This is a genomic window from Desulfuromonas acetexigens (genome assembly GCF_900111775.1).
Classification (GTDB): domain Bacteria; phylum Desulfobacterota; class Desulfuromonadia; order Desulfuromonadales; family Trichloromonadaceae; genus Trichloromonas; species Trichloromonas acetexigens.
This window is the reverse complement of sequence record NZ_FOJJ01000001.1, coordinates 145,134-165,780: the sequence shown is the minus strand read 5'-3', so window position 1 is coordinate 165,780 and position 20,647 is coordinate 145,134. Positions and strand designations below refer to the sequence as shown.

Here is a 20,647-nt window from a genome sequence, read left to right as displayed (position 1 = left end):
CCGATAGACGGCAAGCCGTGACCCCGCCCCCGCAGGAGTGCGCCATGACCGGGGGCCAATCGTCATCGAGCCAGTTCAAGGAAGCCTGGGTGATTTTTTTCATCCTCGGCATCATCATGATCAATTACCCCTTTATTCATATTTTCAATAAAGATATTACCCTCTTCGGCATCCCCCTGCTGGTGCTCTATTTTCTTCTCGGCTGGCCCCTCTCCATCCTGGTGATCTACCTCTTTACCCGTCGCGTCTCCAACCTGACCAAAGGACCTCCGGAAACTGCGGGAGGAAGCGGCGACGAATGATCCCTGTTGAGATCATCACGATCATCTCCCTCCTCTATTTCGGATTGCTTTTCGCCGTTGCCTATTATGCGGACAAGCGGCGCGAAGAGGGACGCAGCATTATTTCCAATGCCAACATCTACGCCCTTTCCCTCTCCGTCTATCTGACGTCCTGGACCTTTTACGGCAGCGTCGGTCGGGCTGCCACCAGCGGCCTCGACTTTCTGCCGGTCTACATCGGTCCGACCCTGATCGCCTTCAGTTGGTGTTTCCTGCTGCGCAAGATGGTGCGCATCAGCAAGGAACACAACATCGTCAGCATCGCCGACTTCCTCTCCAGCCGGTACGGAAAATCTCCCGCGCTTGGGGCCGTGGTGACCGTTTTCACGGTCCTCGCCATCATGCCCTACATCGCCCTGCAGCTCAAAGCGGTCTCCCGCACGTTCGATCTGCTCGCCGCACCGCAAATCGACCTGAGTCACCATATTCAGGCACTCCTTCCAGGGGTTCCGCCGTTTATCGACACCGCCTTCGTCGTCGCCCTCTTCCTCGGACTGTTCGGCGTCCTTTTTGGCGCCCGCCACCTTGACGCCACGGAACGCCACGAAGGAATGGTGGCCGCCATCGCCCTCGAATCCCTGGTCAAGTTGGTCGCCTTCTTCAGTGTCGGCCTTTTCGTGACCTACGGCATGTTCGATGGTTTCGCCGATATTTTTGAACGTTTCAACGCCGAATTTCCCGAACGCAGCTACCTCTACACGCTAGGGCACGACGCGGTGCCCTATTCCGAATGGTTCACGATGACCTTCATTTCGATGATGGCCTTCATGTTCCTGCCCCGGCAGTTTCACATCATGGTGATCGAAAACTCCAGCGAAGATCACATCAAAAGCGCCATGTGGCGATTCCCCGCCTACATGTTCCTGATGAATCTCTTCGTCATCCCCATCGCCCTCGGCGGACTGCTGCTTAGCGGCGGCGATATCACCCAGGCTGATTACTTCGTCATCGACATCCCCCACAAGGCCGGCCATCCCTGGCTTTCGCTGCTGGTCTTCATCGGCGGCTTCTCCGCCGCTGCCGGCATGGTCATGGTTTCCTCCGTCGCCCTTTCGACCATGATCCTCAACCACCTGGTCATGCCGATCATTTTACGGCTGAAAATCAATACCCAGGATCTCTCGACCCTGCTCATCAACGTTAAACGCTTCGGCATCCTCAGCGTCATTTTTCTCGGCTACGCCTTCTACCTGGTCATCGCCGACTCTTCCGCCCTAGTCAACATGGGGCTGATCTCTTTTGTCGGCGCTACCCAGTTCGCGCCAGCCATGATCGGCGGACTCTATTGGAAGCGGGCCACCCGCCGCGGCGCCATCTGGGGCTTGACCCTCGGCTTCATTGTCTGGTTCTACACCCTGATGGTCCCCTCCTTTGCCCAGTCGGGCTGGATCGGTCAGAAAATCATCGACCAGGGACTCTTCGGGATCACCCTGCTGCGCCCCCTGGAACTCTTCGGGCTGACCAGTTTCGACATCTGGAGCCATGCCCTCTTCTGGACCATGTTCTTCAACCTCGGCGCGTTTCTGATTTTTTCTCTCTTTGGCCACCCCGATGCCCGAGAAATAGAGCAGGCCGGCAAGTTTGTCGACGCCCTGCAACCGGTGGCGGAGCCGACGCAGCGGAAACGGATCAGCAAGGCCCCGACGATCATCGAATTTGTCGATTTGATGTCCAAATTCATCGGCGAAAAACAGGCGCATGCGGCCATCACCGAATATGTAGGAGATCGGGAAATCGACGAAAAAGGCAGTCTTTCCGAATACGAAATCCCCAATCTGAAGCGCTTTACCGAACGGACCCTGGCCGGCTCCGTCGGCGCTGCCCCAGCGCGCATCATCATCGAAAATTATCTGGAAACCCGCGGCAGTCGCATGGAGGATGTCTTCGATATCTTCGGCACGGTCACCCTCAGCCGCACCGCCAGCCGCGAACAGCTAAGCGTACTTTACGAAGCGGCCCGGGTCGTGGCCAGCGGTGCCGACATCCAGGCCATATTCGATAACATTCTCGACCTGATGCAGCAGCAGTTTAAATTTGACCTGTGCGTCATCCGCATCCTGGATCCACAGCGCAACATCCTCACCGTGCGCAGCCAGCGGGGAATGAGCTCCGAGCATCTCGGCGCCGCCGACCGAGAACTGTCCACGGACACCTATATCGGCGAAACCTTCCTCACTAACCAGGTTACCGTCGTCAACGATACGGACTTCCTCGATAAGCCCCAGACCGCACAAATCATTCACCGCGAGGATATCCTCTCCTTCGCCCATGGCCCGATCGTCATCGAGGGGCAACCAATCGGCGTCCTCTCCGCCTTCAGCAAATCGGCGAAGGGTATTTTCACCAACGAATTCATCGAGCTTTTCAAAAGCCTCGCCGGTCAGGTCGGCGTAGCCTGGCGCAACGCACACCAAACCGAGAAGCTCATCGCCGCCAAGGAACATGAACGGGAACTCCAGATCGCCAAAACCATCCAGCTCAGCCTGCTGCCCCGCACCGTTCCCGACATTCCGGGCCTGCAACTGGCCGGCATCTGCGTGCCGGCACGGCAGGTCGGTGGCGACTATTACGACTTCCTTCATCACGGCGACGGCACCCTCGATCTGGTCATCGCCGATGTCTCGGGACACAATATCGGCGCCGCGTTGATGATGGCGGAAACCCGCACCTTCATTCAGGCCAAGGCCAAAAATCTCGCCAGCGCGGCCGGTGTAATGAGCGCCCTGAATGAATTTTTTTACCAGGATCTGACCGGGGCCGAACTCTTCATCACCATGTTCTATCTGAAGTACGATATCGACAGCGGCCGCTTCACCTATGCCAGCGCCGGTCACAATCCCCCCATCGTGTTGCGCCAAGGGAGTCAGGCCTGTGAGCGGTTGGACGCCGAAGGGCTGATCCTTGGCATTAAAACCGATGTAAAATTCGAAGAGAAAACCGAGTTTTTAAGCCCTGGCGATATGCTCTTGCTCTATACCGACGGCATCATCGAAGCGGAAAATGCGGAAGGAGAGCTCTTCGGCGATGACCGCCTATGCCGGCTCCTGCATGAACTGCAACCGGAATCTCCGCAAAAGATCATCGACTCCTTGCTGGAACAGGTTCGAGAATACACCGGCATGCAGAATTTCACCGATGACGTTTCCCTGGTCGTCATGAAGTCCGTCTCGTCCAGCCCGGAGCAAAAAACAACCCAAACAGAGGCATGACACCTGGTGTCGGTTATGCTAGGATAAACAAAATATCCTGTAACAATTCAGGGGGGATAAGCGCAAACAGGCGTAACGGATCGATACCGGAAGAAGATCTTATCCAGAAACCAGGAGGGCAATAGAAAATGATGCTGAATATCGAGGAAAAAGGATCGGTCGTTCTGATCGAAGTCAAGGAAGAACGCCTGGATGCCCACAACAGCGGCGAATTGAAGAGCCAGATGCTAAGCCTCTTCGAGGAAGGGAAAAATGAGATCGTGGTCGCATTGCACGATGTGCGTTTCGTCGACTCCTCAGGACTGGGCGCGTTGGTCTCGGGCTTCAAAAATGCCAGCGCCCGCAACGGCAACCTCAAACTGTGCGGACTGCAATCCCAGGTCAAATCCATGTTCGAACTGACTCGCCTGCACCGCGTGTTTGAAATCTTCCCCGACACGGCCGAAGCCCTGGCCAGTTTCTGAATCGAGGCCAGCCCCCTAAGGGTCATCCGGCTCCTGGGGGCCTTACACGCCGCATATCGAGGTTTTCATGAACGAAAAAATCGAGGTGGACATCAAGGTTCCCAACCAGACCCGCTACCTGGGCCTGATCGGAAAGATCGGCGAGGATATTGCCCGCACTCTGAAAAAATATCAAGGGGACCGCGAAGAGTTGGCTTATCACCTCAACTTGGTGCTGACCGAAGCCATGGCCAATGCCATCTGCCATGCCAACGAAGGAGATCCCGATAAAGAAGTTCACATCTCCATTACCTTCGCTGATCGTGTTCTCAACATCAAGGTTTACGACCAGGGGCAGGGATTCGACGTCAACTCCCTGCCCACTCCTGATTTTAAAAACCTGGAAGAGCACGGCCGAGGGATTTATATCATTCGCACCCTGATGGATCGGGTCACCTACGAAAAGCATGCCCACGGCAATGTGCTGGAGATGCAAAAAACTCTGAACTGAATCGGCCCGGAACCGCACGAGACATCGGCCTGAGCCTGTTCGCATTTAGGCTTCTATCCTACCCCTCCCAGCCAAAGACCAGACTTACCACCTCGGCGTGATGCCGCACCTCGATATCGGCCCCAAGTTTCCCCCTGTAGGAAGCGAAGGGAATGCCCGCAGCGGCGGCGGCTTCGCGATCCAGTTCCGAATCCCCGATAAAGAGCAGTTCCTCCGGTTTTTGCCGCAAACGCTCCGCAGCCAGCAACAACATATCCGGATGGGGTTTTGGCTTCGGCACATCGCGACTCGTCACAACCGCAGTGAAATAATCACTGAGCTCAAAATGGCGCAAAATTTCCGGCATGCTGGTGCCCCGGTTGGTAGCCACCGCCAACGGCAGGCGCCGCGACAGGGTCGCGAGGGCATCAACCATCCCCGGCTCAGGCTCCATATAGGGGATGAATTGGCGATAGTCGACCGTCGCAGCGAATTCCAGCGCTTCCGCAACCCGATCGGGACCCAGAAGAATCTCGAAAACCTTGGGGCTGGCGGCTGTATGGCAGAGATGAGCACGTTCCCTCTCCTCGGGACGAACCGGCGGCTCCCCAAAATATTCCTGAACCCGGTTGTAATAGGCGAGATTGGCCTGCCGACTTTCGAAAAGAACCCCGTCGCAATCGTAGATAATCCCCTTGAAACCCATCATTGACGCCCTTTCTTTTGCAGAACCACGACCAAACCGACCGCCCCCACGAGCATCATTGGTAGACAGAGTAGTTGGCCCATGGTCGCCCCTCCCCAGAGGAATCCGAGATGGGCATCGGGTTGACGGAAAAATTCAAGAACGAAACGAATCGCACCGTAACCAAGGAAGAAACTGAAAAAAATCGCACCCTGGGGCACCTTCAAACGATGCAGGACATAGAGCAGCAGGAAAAGAAGGGGGCCTTCCCCCACCGCTTCGTAGAGCTGACTGGGGTGACGGGCGTCAGGACCGGCACCGGGGAAGACCATCCCCCAGGGATGGTCGGTGACGCGCCCCCATAATTCCCCGTTGATGAAGTTGCCGACCCGACCAAGACCGAGACCGACGGGCGCGGCTGTCACCAGGATATCCCCCACCAGAAGCGCCGGCAGGCGCCGACGGCGGCAGAAAATAAGGGCGGCGACAACCACCCCAAGCAGGCCCCCGTGAAAACTCATCCCCCCTTCCCAGACAGCAAAAATTTCCAGGGGATGGCGGATGTAATAAGCGAAATTATAGAAGAGCGTATAACCGAGACGACCGCCAAGGATCACGCCGATGACCCCGTAAAAAAGGAGATCGGAGAGTTGATCCGAGGACAGCTCCAGCTCCCGCCTGTGGGCGAGATGGCGAATCACGAAATAGGCGCCGACAAAACCGAGCAGATACATCAACCCGTACCAACGGACCGCCAAGGGGCCGATTTGAAAAATGACCGGATCGATCTGGGGGAATACGCCGTGCATGCTCAATCCTTTGAGAGGGTTTTGCGAAGGGAAAGACCGGCAAGGGCTAGACGGGCGCTCCGGCCTCAAGCCGATCGACAAGGTACTGAAAGTCCGCCGGAAGGGGGGCCTCAAGCGTAAGCTTGCGCTGTTCCACGGGATGGTCGAGGGTCAGTCGCCAAGAATGAAGCATCTGTCTCGGAATATCAAGTCCCGCCACCGCCACGGGGCCGCCGTAACGAACATCCCCCAAAAGGGGATGCCCCGCCTCGGAAAGATGGGCGCGGATCTGGTGGGAACGTCCGGTCAGCAGCTCAATTTCCAGAAGTGATACCGCGCCCCATTCTTGCAGCACCCGATAGCGGGTGATCGCTTCTTTCCCCCCCTTAGCAACGGAACGCATGAGGTTTGAGGCGCGATTGCGCGCCAGCAGCGAGCGAAACTCCCCAGAAGGGTTGGGCATAGCCCCCGAAACCAAAGCAAGATAGATTTTTGTCGCCGAACGTCCGGCAATGGCTTGCGTCAGTCCGGCATGGGCGCGCCGGTGGATGGAGAAGAGCAGCACGCCCGAGGTCTCCCGATCGAGCCGCTGTGCCATGCCGAGTTCGGGCTTGTCCCTGGGGCGAAACGGGTTATGCAGATAATGAAGCAGCGCTTCATACAGGGTTCCCCGATAACGGGCCGGTGTTGGCTGGGTTTCTACCCCCGCCGGCTTGTTCACGGCAATCAGGAAAGGGTCGCGGTAAAGCACATGCTCGTCGGTCAGTACGAAGGGCTCAAGGGAACGGCCATCCACATGCACCTCCACCATCTCGCCGGCACGAATGGCATGAGCGCATTTACGGGTCCGTCGCCCCCCCACATGTACGCCCCCAAGATCGACCAGCTTACGCACCAAGGTTCTGGAGAAGGCATCTGAACAGGATGCTAGATACTGATCAAGGCGCAAACCCTCATCCTTGGCGGAAGGCAAATAACGATAGACTTTCTGCTGAAAAGTGTCCCGGGACATGGTCATGGAAGAAATCACATTAAGGGAAATGAATAAGGATAAGAACAAGCAGAAAAACGTTTGATAATTTTTCGTTGACACGAAATGAGTTCATGTTAGTATGGACTCACAATTGGTCGATACGACTCGTGTCGATCTCTGGGGTGCGCGAAACGACGTTTTAAGGCATTGACCAACATTAGCAAAAAAGGTTTTCGGTCAAAGTCGCGGTGAGCAAGCCCGTCAAGCAACGGGACGCCTGAAGCGGCTTTCAGGAAACCGCCCTTAAGTATCAGGTTGAAACTTTAAAACATCGTCGCCACCCCGGAGCCTGTCATGAATCTGGCGTGGAACCCGAAATCCTCGGGCAAATGGTGAAGACGATCCTGAAAGATGATTCCGCGCTCCACCCTCGGGGAACAAGACCGGATCATTGAGTAGAGTCCCTTCGTCGCCATGCCAAAAGCTTGAACAATGACGCCCCGTCCAAACCGGACGGGGCGTCATTGTTTAAGGGCCAAAAGAAACTGTCAACCGTCAAGGACATGCCCGGTCAGGACAAAACACGAAAAGATCCCTTCAAAAACAAGGCGATCGGTACTGACCGTACATTTAACGATACGCTTCTTACCCGAACCTTCGACAATTTCCGCACGCGCCAGCAAAGTTTCGCCAAAAGTCACCGGCGCGAGAAACCGGACCTCCGCCGCCCCCAACACCACATGAGGATCGTTGACCGCCAGCATCGCCGCATAATCGGCCAAGCCAAAGGTAAAGCCGCCATGCACCAGGCCACGATCATCGGCGACCATTTCCGGTCGAGTCGTCAACCGCACCTCCGCTTTCCCTTCAGCCAAGGCAACCGTTTGCCCGACCCATTCAGGGGAAACAAGGAGATGAGTTCGCGATTTGATCATGGCAACCTCCGAAAAGGGGGCAGAGCTTATTTTAGCGATTGACCCGTTCGCGCAATTCCTTCCCGGTCTTGAAGAAAGGGGTCTTTTTATTCGGAATGCGAACGATTTCACCGCTTTTGGGATTTCTAGCCTCGCGGGCATCCCGTTCACGCACAGTGAAGGACCCAAACCCTCGAATTTCAACCCGGTCGCCGCCAACCAGGGCATCGCCAATGCTGTCGAAAATGGTATTAACGATCAACTCGGCCTCTCTCTTGTTAACCGTACCACTGACCGTGGTTAAGCGCTCGATCAACTCGCTTTTGGTCATAAAATAAACTCTCCTATTCGATACCGGACCAGAGAAACTTCAACCCTCCGGACGCCTGTTCATGAATTTGTTGACGCACCCGGGTAATCGTCTCCTCGACGAAATACTCGATAAACGGCGCCTTTTCTTTTGGTGGATAAACCACGCGGGGTTTTTCATCGATCCCCGCGAGTTCCGCAGCAACATCGACCGCATCCTGCAGATTGCCAAGACGATCGACCAGTCCTTCGGCCAACGCCTGCGCACCGGTATAAATGCGCCCGTCGGCAAGAAGCTCGACCTTTTTCAGATCGAGACGGCGACCTTCGGCCACGGCCTGAACAAACTGGCTGTGTACGTCATCGATCATGGTCTGGATCAGTTTGCGTTCAGCTTGGGTCATAGGACGGATCGGCGAACCAAGATCCTTGTGCTCGCCGCTCTTTACCACATGATTACTCAGGCCGATTTTATCGAGCAATTCACGAATATTGGTGAATTCCATGATGACGCCGATGCTGCCGGTGATCGTTCCGGGATTGGCAAGAATCTTCGCGGCAGGGGCGGCCACGTAGTATCCGCCTGAAGCCGCGACCGCACCCATCGAAACCACGACCGGCTTGACCTTGGCCAACTTCTTCACTTCGCTGTAGATTTCCTGGGAAGGGCCGACACCGCCACCGGGCGATTCGACCCGCAGAACGACCGCCTTGATCGAATCATCTTCCTTGAACCGGACAATACGTTCATTGATCAGGCGAGAAGAGGTGATCACCCCGCTGATCTCGATCACGCCAACTTTAGCACCGACGGCGAAAGACGGCCGTGACCCCAACCAGCCGCTCAGCAGATAAATCATCAGCCAGCAGCCGACAAAAAGGCCGCCAATCACTGCAAATCCCATGAGTAACGGTCTTTTATTCATGTCCCAACCCAAGAAAAGAAAACCCCCGCAACAGTTGCTGCGGGGGCTGGTTCTGACTCAGAAAAAATTATTCCCCGTCTTTTTCACCACCGGCTTTGTGCAGGGCCCCCTGAAGGAGATCCCCAAAGTTGGAAGTGGCATTGCGCTGCGCGCCGAGGAAGGCGTCGACTTCGGCCTTTTCCTTCTGATCGGCGAGATGCTTGATGGACAGGGCGATCTTACGTTCAACCGTATCGACATGCAGGACCACCGCTTCGAGATCCTCGCCCACCTTGGCGAAGTTCTTCGGCGAGTCGATCTTCTCCTTGCTGATCTCGGAAACATGAATCAAACCTTCGATTCCTTCCTCGACCTCAAGGAAGATACCGAAATCGGTCACCGAGGTCACCTGGCCACGAATGATCGTGCCGGGAGTGTAACGAACGGGAATGCTCTCCCAGGGATCGGACATCAACTGCTTGACGCCCAGGGAAAAACGCTCGTTTTCGCGGTCGATATTCAGTACGACGGCGCGAACCACATCCCCCTTCTTGTAAATTTCGGAAGGATGTTTAACCCGCTTGGTCCAGGAAAGATCGGAAATATGCACCAGGCCGTCAATTCCTTCATCGACGCCGACAAAGATGCCGAAATCAGTGATGTTCTTGACCTGACCTTCAATGATGGTACCGATCGGGAATTTCTCCCCGACAACTTCCCAGGGATTCGGCTCGACCTGCTTGAGGCCGAGGGAAATCCGACGGTTGGGAATATCAAGAGCCAGCACCACCGATTCGACTTCGTCACCGATGTTCAGAACCTTATTGGGATGCTTGATGCGCTTGGTCCAGCTCATTTCCGAAACATGGATCAGACCTTCGACACCCTCTTCCAGTTCGACGAAAGCACCGTAATCGGTCAGGCTGACAACCTTGCCGGTCACCTTCTGACCAACGGGGAACTTGGCTTCCACATCCAGCCAAGGATCGGGCGCGATCTGTTTAAGACCGAGGGAAACACGCTCCTTGTCACGGTCGAACTTGAGGACCTTGACATTGATCTTGTCGCCGACATTGAGGATATCCGAGGGATGGGTCACACGCCCCCAGGACATGTCGGTAATATGAAGCAGGCCATCGATGCCGCCGAGGTCGATGAAGGCGCCGTAATCGGTGAGGTTCTTGACCGTACCCTCGACCACTTGACCCTCTTCGAGCATCTTCAGGGTATCGCCGCGCATGTTTTCGCGCTGCTCTTCAAGAAGCACCCGGCGAGACAGGACAATGTTCCCCCGCCGCTTGTTGAGCTTGATAATCTTGAAGCTATAGGTCTCGCCCAGCATCTTGTCGAGGTTGCGGACCGGACGAAGATCAACCTGGGAACCGGGAAGGAAAGCATTCACGCCGATATCGACGGAAAGACCACCCTTGATCCGGGACAAGATACGCCCGTCGACCACTGCACCCTCTTCCAGAGCATTCCAGATTTTCTGGCGGTCGGCCTTCTCCTTAGAGAGGCTGATCAGGCCATTTTCATTCTCGGTGCGTTCAATCAGCACGTCGAACTGATCGCCAACCTTGATGTCGGTCTTGACCTGTCCCTGCTCGTCAAGAAACTCGTTAATGGGGATCAGCCCCTCGGACTTGCCGCCGACATCGACGACGACTGAATCCGGGTTAACCTGAACCACCGTTCCGACCACGACATTGCCAGCCTTCAGTTCCTTAAGACTGTTCTCGAAGAGATCCTCGAAGCTTCCTTCGAAATCGTCGTCCATGTACTCTTCTTGATTTTCCGTGTTTTCCACCATGTGAGATTTGTTACCCCCTAGCGATTTTCCTGTCGTTCGACGACAGTCATGGCGCCTGGCCATGAGAGCGGACCTTAACATAAAGTCTCTTAAAAAACAAACCCTTTTCTCGTCTTTTTATTTGCCGGCGACGGATGCTTTTTCCACCACCTCATCGATGATCCACTGCGGCGTTGAGGCGCCCGCAGTGATCCCCACGGAGGTCACCCCTGCGAACCAAGCGGGTTCAATTTCGTTAGCCGTTTCAATATGATGGGTGTTGGGCTGGAGGTCCCGACAGATCTGGGCCAAGCGGGTCGTATTGGCGCTGTTGAAGCCCCCGATGACCAGCATCAGATCGACCTGCCCGGCAATGGCGCGGGCTTCGTTCTGACGCACCGAGGTAGCGTCGCAGATCGTATTGTAGACCCGCAACTCCTGGCTTTTACCGAGGCAGACATCGATGACTTCCCGCAGATTGGCATAGGACTGGGTCGTCTGAGCGACGACACCGATCCTTTTACGCGCCGGCACTTCCTCCGCCTCGCGACGGCCGGAGACGACGTAGACCTCACCGTTGCGGGCATAGGAGACGATCCCTCGGACCTCGGGATGCTCCCTTTCGCCGACCAGCACCAGGGTGTACCCCTGCTCGCTGAGCATTCCGGCATATTCCTGGGCTTTCTTCACGAAGGGACAGGTGGCGTCGACCACGGCCAAGCGCCGGGCGTAAATCTCCTCCATCTCCTCGGCGGTCACGCCGTGGGAGCGGATAATGACGACCCCGCCGGAAATATCCGCGACCTGACGGACCACCTCGACCCCCTGCTCTTCCAGGCGCTTGACCAGTTGCGGCGAATGGATGATTGGCCCCAGAGAGCAGATGCGCTCCCCCTGATGCTCCTCGGTCGCAGCAAAAGCCATATGGGTGGCGCGTTTCACGCCAAAACAAAAACCGGCGCTTTCGCCAAGAATGATCTTCACGCCGCACTCTCCGGAGGGGAAGATTGCTTTTTTTGCTGACAGCGTCGCACTTCTTGCAGCATGGTCCGAAAGACCTCATCGATGCTCATGGCGGTGGAATCGATCACCAGAGCATCCTCGGCCTGGACCAGTGGCGCGCATTCCCGGGCGCAATCCGCCGCGTCCCGCGCTTCGACTTCAGCCACCGTCTGCTCCAGTTCGACGGCAAGTCCTTTGGCGCGCAACTCCTCGTAACGGCGCCGGCCCCTTTCCGTGGTCGAGGCGCTGAGGAAAAATTTGACGTCGGCCTGGGGGAAGACCACGGTGCCGATATCACGGCCTTCGAGCACGACGCCGCCTTGGGCGCCAAGCTTTCGCTGCAACTCCACCATCGCATGGCGTACGCCGGCATAAGCGGAAATCCTTGAGGTCAGCAAACTGATATCAGGAGTCCGGATCGCTGAGGAGACATCCACGCCATCCAGCAACACCCGCTCCCCCTCGCCTTGACGGATAAATTCGATACGTACCGTTTCAGCCAGTCGCCCCAGCGCCGATTCATCCGCCGGATCGATGCCTTGGCGCTTTGCGGCGAACGCCACTGAGCGATACATGGCCCCCGTGTCGATATTGTGATAGCCGAGTTCTTTTGCCAGGCTCTTACTCAAGGTGCTTTTACCAGCCCCGGACGGACCATCGATCGCAACTATCAATTCACGTTTCAAGAAGCCCCCGCAAGATGAAATCAGACTCGAACTTTTTCGAGTAACGACCAGAAATTAGGAAAGGAAGTCGCGGTACAAGCGGTATCGTCGATGCTCACTTCGGCCCGCGCGCGCAACGCGGCAACGGCCATGCTCATGGCGATGCGATGATCGCCGTGGGATTTCACCGCGCCGCCGTTAAAACTTTCAACCCCATCGATGACCATGCCATCGTTGCGGGCCTCGACCCGGCCGCCGAGGGTGGTCAGCTCTTCGACCATGGCGGCGATGCGGTCGGTTTCCTTGACCCGCAGCTCCTTGGCGTCGCGGATGGTGGTCGTCCCTTCGGCGAAAGAGGCGGCGACGCTGATTACCGGAAACTCGTCGATGGCGCGGGGGACGACGGCGCCGCCGATCTCGATCCCCTTGAGGGAGCTGCCCCGCACCAGAAGATCGGCCACCGGCTCGCCGGAGAGTTCTCGCGTATTAAGCAGTTCAATGGACCCGCCCATGGCTTGCAGAATGTCGATGATACCGCTGCGGGTCGGGTTGACGCCGACGTTGCGGATCAGCAGCTCGGCGCCGGGGACGATGAGCGCAGCAACCATGAAAAAGGCCGCCGAAGAGATATCCCCGGGGACGGCAACCTCGCGCCCTTCCAGCTGCGGCTGGGGCGCCACGGTGACCCCGCCTTCGAAAGGTCGCACCTCGGCGCCGAAATAGCGCAGCATCCTTTCGCTGTGATCACGGGAGAGGTGCGGCTCCCACACCGTGGTCGGACCGTCGGCGTAGAGCCCGGCGAGGAGCAAGGCCGACTTGACCTGGGCGCTGGAGATTGGCGAGTCGTACTCGGTCCCCTTGAGCGCTCCGCCGTGGATGGCCAGCGGCGCCAGATCGCCGCCGCCCCGCCCCCAGATCTGCGCACCCATGGTCGCCAGAGGCGCAAGCACCCGTTTCATTGGCCGTTTGCGCAGATAGCGGTCGCCAGTCAACACCGAAAAGAACGTTTGCCCGGAGAGCAGGCCGGTCATCAGGCGGATGGTCGTCCCCGAGTTGCCGCAGTCGAGCACATCGGCCGGCTCGGCCAGGCCGTGCAGGCCCCTCCCATCGATACGCAGATCGCCGTCGGCAAGCTCTTCGATAGTCACGCCCATGGCGCGAAAGGCCTTGAGGGTAGCGTGATTGTCTTCGCCGTGAAGAAAACCGCGTACCAGGGTCGTCCCTTGCGCCAGGGAGCCGAGCATGATGGAACGATGGGAGATAGACTTGTCACCGGGGACGCTGATCTCCCCGCGCAGGGATCGGGCCGGGGAGAGGGTTCGGATTTTGTTCATGCAGGCAGTCTCCGTCATTTGACTATGGCGTCCCGCAACTCCTTCGAGCGCTGGAAGAATTCGTAGAGTTTGTCCGCCTCGCCGTTGCGCACATCCTCTTTCAACTCGGCGAAAAAGGCCTCGCAACGCTCCATCATCTCGAGCAGAGCGTCACGGTTGGTCAGGGCGATATCCCGCCACATGGTCGGGTCGGAGGAAGCGATGCGGGTGAAGTCGCGGAAGCCGCCGGCGGAATATTCGAGGATGTTCTCCTCGTAACGGTCATAGGAGCCGACGGCGTTGACCAGGGAGTAGGCGACCATGTGGGGCAGATGGCTGATGGCGGCGAGAATGCGGTCGTGCTTTTCCACATCCATCAGCACCACGGAGCTGCCGGCGATCTCCCAGACCCGGCGCACCAGATCGAGCGCCCCGATATCGGTATGGGCCGTCGGCGTGAGGATGCAGCGTCGGCCATGGTAGAGGGTGGCAAAAGCGGCCTCGGCCCCGCTCTTCTCGGTGCCGGCGATGGGATGACCGGGAACGAAATGGATGCCGACCGGCAACAGCGGCTCGATCGCCGCCGCCACCGAGCCCTTGACGCTGCCGCCATCGGTGAGGATCGCCCCCAGCTTCATGTGCGCCGCGGCCGTCGCCGCCACCTCGGTCAGGGAGAGGACCGGCGTGGCCAGAAAGACCAGATCGGCATCACGCACCCCCTCCGCCAGATCCTGGGTGGCGCGGTCGATCACCCCCAACTCCAGGGCTTTGTCGAGGTTGGCCCGGCCGCGACCGATACCGACCACCTCCCCGACCGCTCCGGCCGCCTTGAGGGCCAGAGCCAGGGAACCGCCGATCAGGCCGACCCCGACCACCGCCAAACGTGGCACCAAACAAGTACTCATCGGCAATCCGTCCGTTCGTCCATAGTCTTGAATTCAGCGGGCGCGAGGATAGGAACCGAGCACCTTGAGAAATTGGCAATAATCCCTGAGTTCGGTAACGGCGGCCGTGATCGGCTCGTCGTCGATGTGCCCTTCGATATCGAGAAAGAAGATATATTCCCAGGCCTTCTTCTTCATCGGCCGGCTCTCGATCTTGGAGAGGTTGATCTCCCGCTTGCTGAAGGGTTCGAGCATCCGGTAGAGAATCCCCGGCTGATCCTTGATGTTGAACATCAGCGAGGTCTTGTCCCGGCCGCTGCGCTCCGGGGTGTTTGTGCCGATGACCAGAAAGCGGGTGAAGTTGTTGGGATTATCCTCGATGCGCTCCTTCACCACCTGCAAGCCGTAAAGGGTCGCCGCCATTTCGCTGGCGATGGCGCCGAAGCTTTCGTCCTCCAGCGCCATCTGCGCCGCCAGGGCGGTGCTACCGACATCGACCAGGGGGACGTCGGGCAGATTCTCCTCCAGCCATTTGCGGCACTGGGCCAGGGGCTGGGGATGGGAAACGACCTTCTTGATGTCGGTCATGCGGCCGCTGCGGGACATGAGGAAATGGGAGATGCCGAGCATGATCTCGGCGTTGATCTTCAGCTCCGACTCCATGAACATGTCGAGGGTGTGGGAAACCACCCCCTCGGTGGAGTTCTCCACCGGCACGACGCCGTAGGGAGCGCGCCCCCGGGCCACTTCCTCGAAAATCGCCGGGATGCTCTTCTGTGGCATGAGCTGGGCGGAAAAGCCGAACTGCTGCATGGCGGCGGCATGGGTGAAAGTACCCTGGGGGCCGAGGAAGGCAACCTTCATCGGCTGTTCGAGGGAGAGGGAGGCGGAGATGATCTCGCGGAAGACCTTACGGATCGCCTCGGAGGGAAAGGGCCCGGGATTGGCGGCGGTGAGCCGTTCGTAGATCGCCCGTTCCCGGCTGGGCACGTAGAAATCCTTGCTCTGGCCGGCCTTGGCCTTGCCTACTTCAACGACCACGGAGGCCCGCTGATTGAGCAGATCGAGAATATGGTCATCGATATCGTCGATCGCCTGGCGCAATGCGGAGAGATTGTCGGCCGTCATGCCCTTTAGGTCCTTTCCCGGAGAGTAAATGGACGGAAAACTTAGCTTATCGTCCGGCAAAAAGCAACGGAAAAGCCGGCGCGCCGACCGACGGAAAGGGAGGAAATCCCTGATCCGGTTAATTCTTGACCGCTTCGCGACGGCCGGTTAAACTCCCTGATCCTTTATATAAATTCACTCCCTGGAGAACGATCATGACCATCGCCGCCAAAGTCCTAAGCGCCATTGAGCGCTCGTCGTGGATCCGCAAGATGTTCGAAGAAGGGGCGCGCCTGAGCAAGCTGCACGGCGCCGAAAACGTCTTCGACTTCACCATCGGCAACCCCTCGGTGGAGCCGCCGCAGGCTTTTTGCGACCAATTGCGGGAACTCGCCAATCACCCCTTGCCGGGGATGCACCGCTACATGAACAATGCCGGTTACGAAGAGACCCGGGCCGCCGTCGCCGCGGTCCTTTCCGACAAGTCGCCGGTACCGGTCAAAGCCGCCCAGGTGGTCATGACCTGCGGCGCCGGCGGCGCTCTCAACGTGGTGCTAAAGACCATCCTCAATCCCGGCGAAGAGGTCATCATCCTCGCCCCCTATTTCGTCGAATACAAGTTCTACATCGACAACCATGGCGGCGTTTCCAAAGAAGCCTGGACGAACCGCGACACCTTTCAGCTCGACCTCCAAGCCATCGAAGCGGCCATCGGCCCGCAGACCCGGGCGCTCATCGTCAACAACCCCAACAACCCGACCGGCGTCATCTATCCCGCAGCCGACCTCAAATCCCTCGGCGAACTGCTGGAGCGCAAGGAGAAGGAGCTGGGCCGGACGATTTACGTCATCTCCGACGAGCCCTACGCCCGCATCGCCTACGACGGCCAACAGGTGCCCGGCATCTTCGGCTGCGTAAAGAACTCGATCATCGTTACCTCCCATTCCAAGGACCTCGCCCTGCCCGGCGAGCGCATCGGCTACCTGGCGGCCAATCCGGCCATGGATCAGGTCGAACTCTTCATGGAAGGGGCGGTCTTCTGCAACCGGGTGCTCGGCTTCGTCAATGCCCCGGCCCTGATGCAGCGCCTGGTCACCAACATCCAGCGGGAAAGCGTCGACATCGGCGAATACCAGCGCAAGCGCGACCTGCTCTACGACCACCTGACGGCCTTGGGCTTTTCCATGGTCAAGCCTGGCGGCGCCTTCTACCTCTTCCCCAAATCACCCCTGGCCGACGACGTCGAATTCGTCACCCAGGCGCAAAAGCACAACATCCTCCTCGTCCCCGGCGTCGGCTTCGGCGCTCCCGGCTTCTTCCGCATCGCCTACTGCATCGACCAGGGGATCATCGAGCGCAGCTTGCCCGCCTGGGAAAAATTGGCCAAGGATGTGGGGCTGAAATAGGATGGACAAGAACTTCCTCACTCCCGCCGAAACGGTGCGGACGATCATGGAGAACGGCAAGCGGGTCGCCAGCCAGCCCCTGTCCCGCACCGTTGTCCTCAGCCTGCTCGCCGGTTTCTACATCGCCTTCGGCGCCGAGTTGGCGACGGTGGTCAGCGCCGGAACGGCGGATAAGCTCGGCCAGGGGATTGCGCGCCTGCTTGCCGGCAGCGTCTTTTCCCTGGGGCTGATGCTAGTGGTGATCTGCGGTGCGGAACTCTTCACCGGCAACAGCCTGCTGACCAAAACTGCCCTGCTGGGGGAAATCACCTGGGGGAAACTGCTGGAGAATTGGGCCGTGGTGCTGCTCGGCAATTTCGTCGGCTCCCTCTTCTTCGCCTGGCTCATGTACCGCTCCAACCTCTGGCAAGCGCCCCTCATCGCCGAGCAGGCGATCGCCATCGCCACGGCCAAAACCCAGCTCCCCTTCGATGTCGCCCTGGTCCGAGGGATTCTCTGCAACTGGCTGGTCTGCCTGGCGGTCTTCATGGCGACGGCGGCCCGGGACATCCCCGGCAAGATGCTCGCCTGTTTCGGTCCGATCATGGCCTTTGTCGCCAGCGGCTTCGAGCACTCCATCGCCAACATGTACTTCATCCCCACCGGCCTGCTCCTGGCCCGCGAGTTCCCGGGGACGGACCCTTCCCTGACCTGGAGCAATTTTTTTATCGGCAATCTGCTCCCCGTCACCCTCGGCAACATCATCGGCGGCGTGGTATTCGTCGCCTTCGCCTACTGGTTCATTCATCTGCGCGGCGGCAAGGTCGATCCATGAAAAAGATTCTGATTCTCTTTGCCCATCCCCGTTACGAAAAGTCCCGGGCCAACCGCGCCCTGCTGCGCGGCCTTACCGGTCTCGAAAACGTCACCGTTCACGATCTCTACGAGGAATATCCCCAGTTCGATATCGATGTCCCCCGCGAACAGAAATTGCTGCGCGCCCACGATATCATCGTCTGGCACTACCCCCTCTACCTCTACGGTCCCCCGGCGATCATCAAGCAGTGGATGGATCTGGTTCTGGAACACGGGTGGGCCCACGGCGAAGGTGGAAACCACCTCGCGGGCAAAGCGGTCTTCAACGTCATCACCAGCGGCGGCACCCGCACCAGCTTTTCCCACGACGGCTTCAACCGTTACCCCCTGGAGGAGCTGCTGCGCCCGCTGGAACAGGCGACCCGACTGTGCCGGATGCTCTGGCTCCCCCCTTTCGCCGTGCAGGGAACCTACCGCCTGAGCGATGCCCTGCTCGCCGATTACGCCGGGCGTTACCGCCGCCTGTTGACGGCCTTGGCGGAAACCTACGATTTTGAAGGGATCAAAAAGGTGGAACTGCTCAACGACTGGGTCGCCGATCTCATCCGCAAGGAGCAGCCATGAGCGATACCCTGATGGGCCAAGCCATCGTTTACCTGACCGCCGCCCTGATCTGCGTCCCCGTCGCCAAGCGCCTGGGGATGGGCTCGGTCCTCGGTTACCTGCTGGCCGGCATTCTCATCGGCCCCTTCGCCCTCGGCTTTGTCGGCCGCGAGGGGCAGGACATCATGCACTTCGCCGAATTCGGCGTGGTGATGATGCTCTTTCTCATCGGATTGGAGCTGGAACCGGCCCACTTCTGGCGGATGCGCTCGCAGATTCTCGGCCTGGGCACCCTGCAACTGGCTCTGACCACCCTGCTCCTCGGCGGCGGACTGCTGCTGCTCGGCCTCGGCTGGCGGGGCGCAGTAGCCTGTGGCCTGGCCCTGGCCATGTCTTCCACCGCCATCGTCCTGCAATCCCTCAAGGAAAAAGGATTAGGCGGTTCCCAAGCGGGGACGAGTTCCTTCGCCGTCCTCCTCTTTCAGGACGTCGCCGTCATCCCGATCCTTGCCCTGCTCCCCTTCCTCGCCCTGCAAGCCGCCACCGGCGCGGGCCACGGCGAAGCGCCGGGGTTGCTGGCGGGGCTGCCGGTCTGGCTCCGGGCCGGATCGGTCCTCTTCGCCCTGATTGCGGTCATCGTCGCCGGGCGCTACGTCGTCGTCCCCCTCCTGCGCATCGTCACCAAAGCGAGCGTCCGCGAACTCTCCGTCGCCGCCGCCCTGCTCATCATCGTCGCCATCGCCTACCTGATGCAACTGGTCGGCCTGAGCCCGGCGCTGGGAGCCTTTCTCGCCGGCGTGCTGCTGGCCAACAGTGAATTCCGTCACGAACTGGAAAGCGACATCGAACCCTTCAAGGGATTGCTCCTCGGCCTCTTTTTCATCGCCGTCGGCGCGTCGATCAACTTCAAGCTCATCGCCGACAGCCCCGGCACCATCTTCTCCCTGGTTTTGGCCATCGTCATTGTCAAGGCGGCGGTGCTGGCGGCGGCGGGAAAACTTTTCCGCCTCTCCTTCGACCAAAACAGCATCTTCGCTCTCGGCCTGTCCCAAGTCGGCGAGTTCGCCTTCGTCCTCTTGGCCTTCATCCAGCGGCTGGGAATCGTCGGCGGTAACTGGATCGACACATTGATGGCCGTCACCGCCCTGACCATGACCCTGACTCCGCTTCTGCTGCTGCTCAACGAACGGCTGGTCCTCCCCCGTTTCGGTACCCGGCGCACCGAGGAGCGCGAGGCGGATGCGATCGACACGGAACATTCCATCATTATCGCCGGCTTCAGTTCCTTCGGCAGCACCCTCGGCCGCTTCCTGCGCGCCAACGGCGTCGAAGCGACAATTCTCGACAACAATTCCGATCAGGTCGATCTGCTGCGGCGTATGGGTTTCAAAGTCTTCTACGGCGATGCCACCCGCCTCGACATCCTCCATTCGGCCGGGGCCGACAGCGCCCGCATCCTTTTCATCGCCATCGACGATCCGGCGACCGTCGACACGCTGGTATCGACGGCGAAAAAGCACTTTCCCCACCTCAGAACCATGGCCCGCGCCGGCAGCACCCTCGACGCCCACGACTTCATCGAAGCCGGGGTCGATCAGGTCTATCGGGAGTTTCTCGACACCTCCCTGCGCGCCGGGGTGGACGTTCTGACCAACCTCGGCCATCGCCGCTACAGCGCCACCCGCGCCGCCCAGTATTTCATGAAATACGACGAAGCCGCCATGAATCAACTCGCCCCCCACCGCCACGATCAGGGGGTCTACATCTCCAACGCCCGCGAACTCATCCGCCTGCAGGAACAGATCCTCGCCAAGGACCGCGCCGACATCCACAACCTCAACGACCACGCCTGGGACACGGACACCCCGGTCACGGCGGCGACGGAGAAGCTCTGAGACAAGGAGAAAAGGAGGGGCTGAGCGGGTAGATTGGTCAAGGAGTTCGGAGTCCGGTTGCACAGGCGGGTGAAAATGAGAAGGCAAGGGCGATCGAGAAAGGAAAAGAAAGACGCCGTGGGTGACTGGGG

At 58.8% G+C, this 20,647-nt stretch carries 20 protein-coding genes and 1 other RNA gene; 9 read left to right on the top strand and 12 right to left on the bottom strand.

Annotated features, from left to right (window positions below; genetic code table 11):
- Window positions 1-44 precede the first annotated feature (44 nt).
- The 4 genes from BQ4888_RS00755 (at window position 45) to BQ4888_RS00740 (ending at window position 4,504) form a co-directional block, all read left to right on the top strand.
- Entirely contained in the window at window positions 45-302 is a 258-nt protein-coding gene (locus BQ4888_RS00755; protein ID WP_092052407.1) for a hypothetical protein, read from the top strand.
- Window positions 299-3,550, top strand: coding sequence for a sodium:solute symporter family transporter (locus tag BQ4888_RS00750; RefSeq protein ID WP_092052405.1), 3,252 nt, complete (start codon window positions 299-301; stop codon window positions 3,548-3,550). The genes BQ4888_RS00755 and BQ4888_RS00750 overlap by 4 nt, the downstream gene beginning before the upstream one ends.
- Before the next feature lie 128 nt (window positions 3,551-3,678).
- On the top strand, window positions 3,679-4,014 hold the full coding sequence (locus tag BQ4888_RS00745; protein ID WP_092052402.1) for an STAS domain-containing protein: 336 nt from the start codon (window positions 3,679-3,681) through the stop codon (window positions 4,012-4,014).
- A 67-nt stretch (window positions 4,015-4,081) separates the two neighbouring features.
- The gene (locus tag BQ4888_RS00740; RefSeq protein WP_092052399.1) at window positions 4,082-4,504 is read left to right on the top strand and encodes an ATP-binding protein; all 423 of its coding nucleotides are present in this window, start codon (window positions 4,082-4,084) and stop codon (window positions 4,502-4,504) included.
- Window positions 4,505-4,562: 58 nt separating this feature from the next.
- Here the strand turns inward: BQ4888_RS00740 and BQ4888_RS00735 are convergent, their stop codons facing one another.
- From BQ4888_RS00735 to BQ4888_RS00725, 3 genes are read right to left on the bottom strand one after another with little or no spacing between them, the layout of a single operon-like run.
- Entirely contained in the window at window positions 4,563-5,192 is a 630-nt protein-coding gene (locus BQ4888_RS00735) for an HAD family hydrolase (protein ID WP_092052398.1), read from the bottom strand.
- On the bottom strand, window positions 5,189-5,977 hold the full coding sequence (gene lgt / locus BQ4888_RS00730) for a prolipoprotein diacylglyceryl transferase (protein WP_092052395.1): 789 nt from the start codon (window positions 5,975-5,977) through the stop codon (window positions 5,189-5,191). Before lgt ends, BQ4888_RS00735 begins: the two co-directional genes overlap by 4 nt.
- Window positions 5,978-6,023: 46 nt before the next feature.
- Complete coding sequence (locus tag BQ4888_RS00725) at window positions 6,024-6,974, bottom strand: RluA family pseudouridine synthase (protein WP_240746283.1); 951 nt, start codon at window positions 6,972-6,974, stop codon at window positions 6,024-6,026.
- A 126-nt stretch (window positions 6,975-7,100) separates the two neighbouring features.
- Between BQ4888_RS00725 and ssrS the strand changes: the two genes are divergently transcribed.
- Window positions 7,101-7,282, top strand: a non-coding RNA gene (gene ssrS / locus BQ4888_RS00720) — 6S RNA.
- 195 nt (window positions 7,283-7,477) lie between these two features.
- On the opposite strand, the gene BQ4888_RS00715 is transcribed toward ssrS, so the two are convergent.
- From BQ4888_RS00715 to pheA, 9 genes are all read right to left on the bottom strand, one after another.
- Window positions 7,478-7,861 (bottom strand): PaaI family thioesterase, encoded by a 384-nt coding sequence (locus BQ4888_RS00715; RefSeq protein ID WP_205747978.1) that lies wholly within the window; start codon window positions 7,859-7,861, stop codon window positions 7,478-7,480.
- A gap of 34 nt (window positions 7,862-7,895) precedes the next feature.
- Window positions 7,896-8,174 carry an integration host factor subunit beta gene (locus BQ4888_RS00710; protein ID WP_092052391.1) on the bottom strand — a complete coding sequence of 93 codons (279 nt, stop codon included), beginning with the start codon at window positions 8,172-8,174 and terminating at the stop codon, window positions 7,896-7,898.
- Window positions 8,175-8,187: 13 nt separating this feature from the next.
- The gene (sppA, locus tag BQ4888_RS00705) at window positions 8,188-9,078 is read right to left on the bottom strand and encodes a signal peptide peptidase SppA (RefSeq protein ID WP_092052388.1); all 891 of its coding nucleotides are present in this window, start codon (window positions 9,076-9,078) and stop codon (window positions 8,188-8,190) included.
- 67 nt (window positions 9,079-9,145) lie between these two features.
- The gene (locus BQ4888_RS00700) at window positions 9,146-10,867 is read right to left on the bottom strand and encodes a 30S ribosomal protein S1 (protein ID WP_092052386.1); all 1,722 of its coding nucleotides are present in this window, start codon (window positions 10,865-10,867) and stop codon (window positions 9,146-9,148) included.
- Window positions 10,868-10,984: 117 nt separating this feature from the next.
- Window positions 10,985-11,830, bottom strand: coding sequence for a 4-hydroxy-3-methylbut-2-enyl diphosphate reductase (gene ispH / locus BQ4888_RS00695; protein ID WP_092052383.1), 846 nt, complete (start codon window positions 11,828-11,830; stop codon window positions 10,985-10,987).
- Complete coding sequence (gene cmk / locus BQ4888_RS00690; RefSeq protein WP_092052381.1) at window positions 11,827-12,534, bottom strand: (d)CMP kinase; 708 nt, start codon at window positions 12,532-12,534, stop codon at window positions 11,827-11,829. Before cmk ends, ispH begins: the two co-directional genes overlap by 4 nt.
- A 20-nt stretch (window positions 12,535-12,554) precedes the next feature.
- The gene (aroA, locus tag BQ4888_RS00685; protein ID WP_092053417.1) at window positions 12,555-13,847 is read right to left on the bottom strand and encodes a 3-phosphoshikimate 1-carboxyvinyltransferase; all 1,293 of its coding nucleotides are present in this window, start codon (window positions 13,845-13,847) and stop codon (window positions 12,555-12,557) included.
- Window positions 13,848-13,861: 14 nt separating this feature from the next.
- Window positions 13,862-14,731, bottom strand: a complete 870-nt coding sequence (locus BQ4888_RS00680) for a prephenate dehydrogenase (RefSeq protein WP_092052379.1) — start codon at window positions 14,729-14,731, stop codon at window positions 13,862-13,864.
- 33 nt (window positions 14,732-14,764) lie between these two features.
- The gene (gene pheA / locus BQ4888_RS00675) at window positions 14,765-15,838 is read right to left on the bottom strand and encodes a prephenate dehydratase (RefSeq protein WP_092052376.1); all 1,074 of its coding nucleotides are present in this window, start codon (window positions 15,836-15,838) and stop codon (window positions 14,765-14,767) included.
- A 194-nt stretch (window positions 15,839-16,032) separates the two neighbouring features.
- Between pheA and BQ4888_RS00670 the strand changes: the two genes are divergently transcribed.
- The 4 genes from BQ4888_RS00670 to BQ4888_RS00655 are packed head-to-tail and all read left to right on the top strand — an operon-like array spanning window position 16,033 to window position 20,516.
- Window positions 16,033-17,223, top strand: coding sequence for a pyridoxal phosphate-dependent aminotransferase (locus BQ4888_RS00670; RefSeq protein ID WP_092052375.1), 1,191 nt, complete (start codon window positions 16,033-16,035; stop codon window positions 17,221-17,223).
- 1 nt (window position 17,224) lies between these two features.
- Window positions 17,225-18,037: a formate/nitrite transporter family protein gene (locus BQ4888_RS00665; RefSeq protein WP_092052372.1), complete on the top strand. Its 813-nt coding sequence runs from the start codon at window positions 17,225-17,227 to the stop codon at window positions 18,035-18,037.
- On the top strand, window positions 18,034-18,642 hold the full coding sequence (locus tag BQ4888_RS00660; protein ID WP_092052370.1) for an NAD(P)H-dependent oxidoreductase: 609 nt from the start codon (window positions 18,034-18,036) through the stop codon (window positions 18,640-18,642). The genes BQ4888_RS00665 and BQ4888_RS00660 overlap by 4 nt, the downstream gene beginning before the upstream one ends.
- A complete protein-coding gene (locus tag BQ4888_RS00655) occupies window positions 18,639-20,516 on the top strand; it encodes a monovalent cation:proton antiporter-2 (CPA2) family protein (protein ID WP_092052368.1) in 1,878 nt (625 codons plus the stop codon). Before BQ4888_RS00660 ends, BQ4888_RS00655 begins: the two co-directional genes overlap by 4 nt.
- The last annotated feature ends 131 nt before the right edge of the window (window positions 20,517-20,647 follow it).

Coding starts and splice junctions, on each gene's coding strand:
- BQ4888_RS00755 (WP_092052407.1), top strand. CDS start 45: ATGACCGGGGGCCAATCGTCATCGAGCCAGTTCAAGGAAGCCTGGGTG.
- BQ4888_RS00750 (WP_092052405.1), top strand. CDS start 299: ATGATCCCTGTTGAGATCATCACGATCATCTCCCTCCTCTATTTCGGA.
- BQ4888_RS00745 (WP_092052402.1), top strand. CDS start 3,679: ATGATGCTGAATATCGAGGAAAAAGGATCGGTCGTTCTGATCGAAGTC.
- BQ4888_RS00740 (WP_092052399.1), top strand. CDS start 4,082: ATGAACGAAAAAATCGAGGTGGACATCAAGGTTCCCAACCAGACCCGC.
- BQ4888_RS00735 (WP_092052398.1), bottom strand. CDS start 5,192: ATGATGGGTTTCAAGGGGATTATCTACGATTGCGACGGGGTTCTTTTC.
- lgt (WP_092052395.1), bottom strand. CDS start 5,977: ATGCACGGCGTATTCCCCCAGATCGATCCGGTCATTTTTCAAATCGGC.
- BQ4888_RS00725 (WP_240746283.1), bottom strand. CDS start 6,974: ATGACCATGTCCCGGGACACTTTTCAGCAGAAAGTCTATCGTTATTTG.
- BQ4888_RS00710 (WP_092052391.1), bottom strand. CDS start 8,174: ATGACCAAAAGCGAGTTGATCGAGCGCTTAACCACGGTCAGTGGTACG.
- sppA (WP_092052388.1), bottom strand. CDS start 9,078: ATGAATAAAAGACCGTTACTCATGGGATTTGCAGTGATTGGCGGCCTT.
- BQ4888_RS00700 (WP_092052386.1), bottom strand. CDS start 10,867: ATGGTGGAAAACACGGAAAATCAAGAAGAGTACATGGACGACGATTTC.
- aroA (WP_092053417.1), bottom strand. CDS start 13,847: ATGAACAAAATCCGAACCCTCTCCCCGGCCCGATCCCTGCGCGGGGAG.
- BQ4888_RS00680 (WP_092052379.1), bottom strand. CDS start 14,731: ATGAGTACTTGTTTGGTGCCACGTTTGGCGGTGGTCGGGGTCGGCCTG.
- pheA (WP_092052376.1), bottom strand. CDS start 15,838: ATGACGGCCGACAATCTCTCCGCATTGCGCCAGGCGATCGACGATATC.
- BQ4888_RS00670 (WP_092052375.1), top strand. CDS start 16,033: ATGACCATCGCCGCCAAAGTCCTAAGCGCCATTGAGCGCTCGTCGTGG.
- BQ4888_RS00665 (WP_092052372.1), top strand. CDS start 17,225: ATGGACAAGAACTTCCTCACTCCCGCCGAAACGGTGCGGACGATCATG.
- BQ4888_RS00660 (WP_092052370.1), top strand. CDS start 18,034: ATGAAAAAGATTCTGATTCTCTTTGCCCATCCCCGTTACGAAAAGTCC.
- BQ4888_RS00655 (WP_092052368.1), top strand. CDS start 18,639: ATGAGCGATACCCTGATGGGCCAAGCCATCGTTTACCTGACCGCCGCC.